Here is a 4,989-nt window from a genome sequence, read left to right as displayed (position 1 = left end):
CATTGCGCGTCCCATGCCCCAACTGTAGTGAGACAAAAATCGGGAATGCCCCAACTTGGATGAGACACGCTGACAAATGCCTCAACTAACTTGAGAATGCCTCACCTCGCGTGAGACAGGACAACAACGGACAACAGCCCCTTCTGCGGGTACTCCCCCCGACCAAATTCGTTCGCCGATAATGGAGATTATGTAAAGTTGTTTGCTTTAATCTTCAAGTAAATGTCTCTTTCTAGAATATCCGAACCCCCGCTTCCGGCGCAACGGCAACCCAGGATAAGAGCTCCAAGGCTGGAGTCGCCGCTCTTGAGCGCGGCAGCCCAATGGTTTCTACGTTGCATTTTGGTTGCTTTTCGTTTGCGGGCCTGCGAGTATTGAGACATGGAAGCAACGACCCGACATGACATTCATTTGGGTACGACCCGGATGAATATTCACGACCTGGTGCGCGAACTCAATGACAACCTGGGTACGACGGTGGTGCAGACTATGGCCGGCGTGAAGGACCGCACGTCGCCGTTCCGCTGGGCGAAGCCTGACGGTCCGGAGCCCCGCCCGGAGGTCGAATCCCGCCTGCGCCTGGGTCATCGAGTCTGGAAGACCCTTGAGCTTGCCGAAGGCAAGCATGTGGCGTTGGCCTGGTTGATGGGCGCCAACCCGCGCCTGGACGAGGAACTTCCCGTCCTTTACATCCAGCAGCTGCGTTCCCGTGAGGTATTGGGAGCTGCCGAAGCGTTCGTGAATGACACTTTCGCCGCATGATCACGACCGCCAAGGTGCGCCAGTGCGACTTGACGGGGCTGACTCTTGTCAGCGCTGCCGCCGAGATCTCGTTCAGGGTGGCGAAGGACCGCTACGGCGCGTTGTCGGTCAGGAAGAATTCCACCGTTGGCCCCATGCCTATCGGAAAAGCCGCAGGCAGCGACTCCCGGGGCCGATACGACAGCATAGGCTCGACGGTCTATCTCGCCGACTCGCGTCAATGCGCCTATGCCGAGGTATTGCTCGGCTTCCGGCAGCAACGCGCGTCCGTGGCCAAGGCCGCTGAATCCATCGGGTGGACGGTCGAGGACTACATCACCAGTGTCCGGGCCCAGGCAGAGGAGAACGGGATCGACGTCCCATGGGCCATCTCCGTGGACTGGCAAATGGACCGTTCGATCTACGAAATCCGGCTCCCTGGCCAGGGGTGGTGGGTCCAAATCGACGACCCGGCCACCCTCCGCGCCCTCGAAGCCCTCACACCAACCACGGCGGGGCTGACCGAACGCCTGCAGCTCCTCACGGCCGGCTCCCTCACCGGAGACGACCGTGACCTGACAACCCTGCTCGCCCACGTCATCCGCGGCACCGTACTGGACGACGGCTCAGAACCACTGGGGATCAGCTACCCATCGAAAACACTGACCGGCAGGTGCTGGGCCTACTGGGACCGGCGGGCTGACGAAGGCCTCTCCCCCAGCCGCAACGGCCTGCTGCAACTAACCTCTGCAAATGTCGGACCGGACCCTGAATTCCACCGCGTAGCCGAACTGTACGGGCTACCGGTCCTCGGAGCTCGCCCGTGAAATCTAGGAAATCTTCCGAGCGCCGTCCGACGGGCACCCCAGCGGCCTCTGGCGGCTGGCGGGACTGCCGGCCGTTGGCAGAGGGCCCCGGCTAGATCAGGCATCAGGTTTGTCGCCACGTTGAGGCTGCTCGGGAGTGATGCGCTGCAGCAGCGCGTCATGGGCTACCTGGAGCGCGTCTGCGCGGGCGCGCGGCGGCCGCCCGGGTTGCTGCTGCCGCAGCTTCGGCCGTTGCTTCCTGGCCGGCCCAAACCATCAAGATCATCATGATTACCACCTGCAGTGGCGGCCGCCTTCTACTCGTCCTGTACGACTGGCATGCCTGGATATCACCCGGTCCGGAAGCAACCCGCAAAACAAGCCGGCAACACCTGGGGCGCCTACGCCTCGTACCAGCGACAGCACAGCGGACGCCGCCCGCGCAGAAGCCTCGCCCAAGCCCCGGCACTGGCAGGATAGTGCCGTGACGATACGCGCAGCAGATGGAGTACCCGGTCCGATGTTGCTGCGGCTGAAGGTATCAGTCGTGGGCAGTGAGCCGTCCATCTGGCGGCTCCTCGAGGTCGATTCTTCTCTGACCTTGGACAGGGCCCACGAGATCCTGCAAACGGCCGTGGGCTGGAGGGATTACCACCTGCATTCCTTCACGGACACCGACCCTCATGTTCGTCTCCGGGCCGTCAACGGGATCGTACGCGAGCCCCGGCGCTGGGTCCCGGTGGACCTGCTGGAAGACTCCGACGAGGACCTGCCCGAGACGGACTGGACCCTGGGCCAGATCCTCACCCACGAATCCGGTCCCCTGTTCTATGAATACGACTTCGGCGACGGCTGGATCCACCGCCTCGAATTCAGCGGAACCCTCCCGAAGCCGGCCAACGCCCCACCGGCGCGGCTCCTGGCCGGCGCACGGCGGGCACCGCTGGAAGATTCCGGTGGCATCGGTGGCTATCACGACCTGCTCGACGCCCTCGCGGACCCGGGCCACGAAGAGCATAAGAACCTTCAGGCCTGGGTCGCCTGGACAGCCGGGCCCTGGCAGGAATTCAACCCGGAACATCTGGATATCAATGCCGTGAATCATGAACTGACCCTGCTGTTCCCTGCACCGGCTGGGAACGGGCAGGGCCCCGGAAGCGAGTCGCTGACCCAGGACCTCACGAACCGGATGCCGCCCGGACTCCGCCGCGAATTCCGTTCATACCTGCGCGCCACCAGCCTCGACGGCCCCGCAACGGTCGAAGCAGACGTCGCCGCTGCCATGACCGACCCGTATCTCTGGCTCATTCGCCGCATTGGGCTTGACGGACTGTCCCTCACCGCTGCCGGCTGGCTGCCGCCGGCCGTGGTCCGGGAGGCGATGACCGACCTTGGCTGGGCCAAGGACTGGATCGGCAACGCCAACCGCGAGGACCAGACCCTGCCCGTCCTTCAGCTGCGCGAAAGTGCTCAGCGGTTCGGCCTGATCCGCAAAATCAAAGGCCGGCTCGTCCTCACAGTTGCCGCCAGGCGGATGCTCGATGATCCCGCGGGCCTGTGGCTTTTCCTGGCCCGCGCGGTCGCCCATCGGCATCGTCATGACTCCGAGCGTGACGCGGCGCTGTTACTCCTGCTTGAAGTCGCCGCAGGCAAGCGTGTCGGCTGGGCCGGCTACGTTGAAGCCGTCGCCTTCGGCCTCGGCGCACTCGGCTGGAGCACCCGCGCCGGAGCCGAACTGGACACGACCACCGTCACGGCACTCCTCGTCGACGCGCGGGACGTCCTGCTGAACCTCGGCATCTTTGAGGACCGCTTCGGGCTCGAAGCAAACACAGTCAACGCGCGAGGGCAAGCCTTCGCCCGTGCAGCACTTCACTCATCACCACTCACATCGAACTCACCGACCCCGCACCAGGCCACGTCCTCCGAGGCTACGTCGAACGAATAGAGCAGCGACGTTCGCAGGTTCCGGATACGCCGACTCACCGGCAACGGCCGAGAAGTGGGCCTCCGGCCGGGCCTTTCGGCGCTCCGGCCCGGCACTGTCCGCCGCGGATCGCGGATCGACTCCATCCACACATATGTTGCCTGGATCACATTTGGTCTATGGTTATCCGGGGCGCCACAGTGTCGTGGCACCCAACCTTCAGAGCGGAGAAATTTTCGTGACAGACAAGCTTCGGGTGCTGGTCCGGGTCGACCTCGACTGCGCCAAGGCCCAGGTCGCCGCCCAGGGCCACGTGACATCCCACAGCGTGCACGGCCTGTATGACGTCATGAAGCGTGCCAACTCACTCACCGCGGACATGACCCTGGAGATTGATGTGACCCGGGCCCACATCGAGCCCGACGCGCTCGAAGAACTCCGGGCCTGCTCGAGATCTCACCATCTGCCTGCCCGCGTCGACCCCTTCCAAGCCGACTACAGGCTAAGCATCCTCGCCCCGGACAACCCGACGCCCCTGGCAGTAATGGCTGCACAGGCAGCCTGACCGGCAACAGCAATCACCCCATCAGGTAGAAAATCCACCATCGAATTACCGTAGCCACGTCCCAAGATGAGCCCTGGGGACTACTCAACACCGCCAGCGAAGGGTGAGTCACGCTGGCAGCGTGCCGTTGGACATGGCGCCATAGCGACGAGCCTAGCTGTATTAGCCTTCGCACTCGATGCAGTACGAGTGGCCATTGCTTTCGCGGGCGAGCTGGGACCGGTGCCTGACGAGGAAACAGGAATAGCAGGTGAACTCGTCCGCCGCCTGGGGAATCACCTGGACGATGAGCTCCTCGGCGACAATCTCTCCCCCGGGAGTCAGGCCCTCATCGAGCGCATCCGCTTCGTCCAGTTCCTTGATAACGCTGCGGGCATCCGGGGCATTCGCAGACTGCAAAGCCTCCAAGGAACGGTCCTGCGATTCCTTGACGTCTGAACGGACTTCGTCGTAATCGGTTGCCACTTTAGGTGATTCTCATTTCTGACGTTTACTGCGCGGTTCTTCTGACGAGACTGCAACGTACACCAATGTGCCGTTGTTCCCATGTCAAAGGACCGGAAGACGGCGAGTCAACGCTCCGTGGCGGCGACGCCCGATAGTTGATGTTACGTAAAGCTAGGGGCTGGGAAGGGACTCCCCCGAAGGCTCTCAGCCACCTCTTGAGACGGCCCTCGCACCAGAGCCAGACCCGCGACAACTGGTGTACGGCACGGCATGCAGACTGCACCTGCACTTGGCGAAGCTCGGGTCAAATAGCGGTTGGCCGGAGCTTCGGTCCAGATGTGCGTAAACCTGAGGATTCCCTGTGAAGCTTTGCAGCGCACCGGAATTTTTCAAGCTGAACGGTACCAACGGGAGTTAGGCGGCTGACTGTTGGGTGATTTCCTTGGGTTGGTTGATCCACGCTGGTCCTGGGAGCGCGAGGATCTGGGGATCAGTGCTGGTGG

The 4,989-nt window shown here is 63.0% G+C and carries 5 protein-coding genes; 4 read left to right on the top strand and 1 reads right to left on the bottom strand.

What is annotated here, in order from left to right; translation table 11 throughout:
- Positions 1–426: 426 nt before the first annotated feature.
- The 4 genes from NFC73_RS20575 to NFC73_RS20560 all read left to right on the top strand — a co-directional run bounded on the left by NFC73_RS20575 (position 427) and on the right by NFC73_RS20560 (position 4,039).
- Entirely contained in the window at positions 427–762 is a 336-nt protein-coding gene (locus NFC73_RS20575) for a hypothetical protein (protein ID WP_254753316.1), read from the top strand.
- The gene (locus tag NFC73_RS20570; protein WP_254753314.1) at positions 759–1,568 is read left to right on the top strand and encodes a hypothetical protein; all 810 of its coding nucleotides are present in this window, start codon (positions 759–761) and stop codon (positions 1,566–1,568) included. The genes NFC73_RS20575 and NFC73_RS20570 overlap by 4 nt, the downstream gene beginning before the upstream one ends.
- A gap of 463 nt (positions 1,569–2,031) precedes the next feature.
- Positions 2,032–3,495, top strand: coding sequence for a plasmid pRiA4b ORF-3 family protein (locus tag NFC73_RS20565; protein WP_254753312.1), 1,464 nt, complete (start codon positions 2,032–2,034; stop codon positions 3,493–3,495).
- Positions 3,496–3,712: 217 nt separating this feature from the next.
- The gene (locus NFC73_RS20560) at positions 3,713–4,039 is read left to right on the top strand and encodes a hypothetical protein (RefSeq protein ID WP_254753310.1); all 327 of its coding nucleotides are present in this window, start codon (positions 3,713–3,715) and stop codon (positions 4,037–4,039) included.
- Positions 4,040–4,201: 162 nt separating this feature from the next.
- Here NFC73_RS20560 and NFC73_RS20555 read toward each other — a convergent pair whose 3' ends face one another.
- The gene (locus NFC73_RS20555; protein WP_254753308.1) at positions 4,202–4,504 is read right to left on the bottom strand and encodes a DUF4193 domain-containing protein; all 303 of its coding nucleotides are present in this window, start codon (positions 4,502–4,504) and stop codon (positions 4,202–4,204) included.
- Positions 4,505–4,989: the final 485 nt, after the last annotated feature.

It is taken from the genome of Pseudarthrobacter humi, from assembly GCF_024294965.1.
GTDB lineage: Bacteria > Actinomycetota > Actinomycetes > Actinomycetales > Micrococcaceae > Arthrobacter > Arthrobacter humi.
The sequence above is the reverse complement of the archived record's forward strand: the minus strand, read 5'-3'. Positions and strand labels throughout refer to the sequence as shown.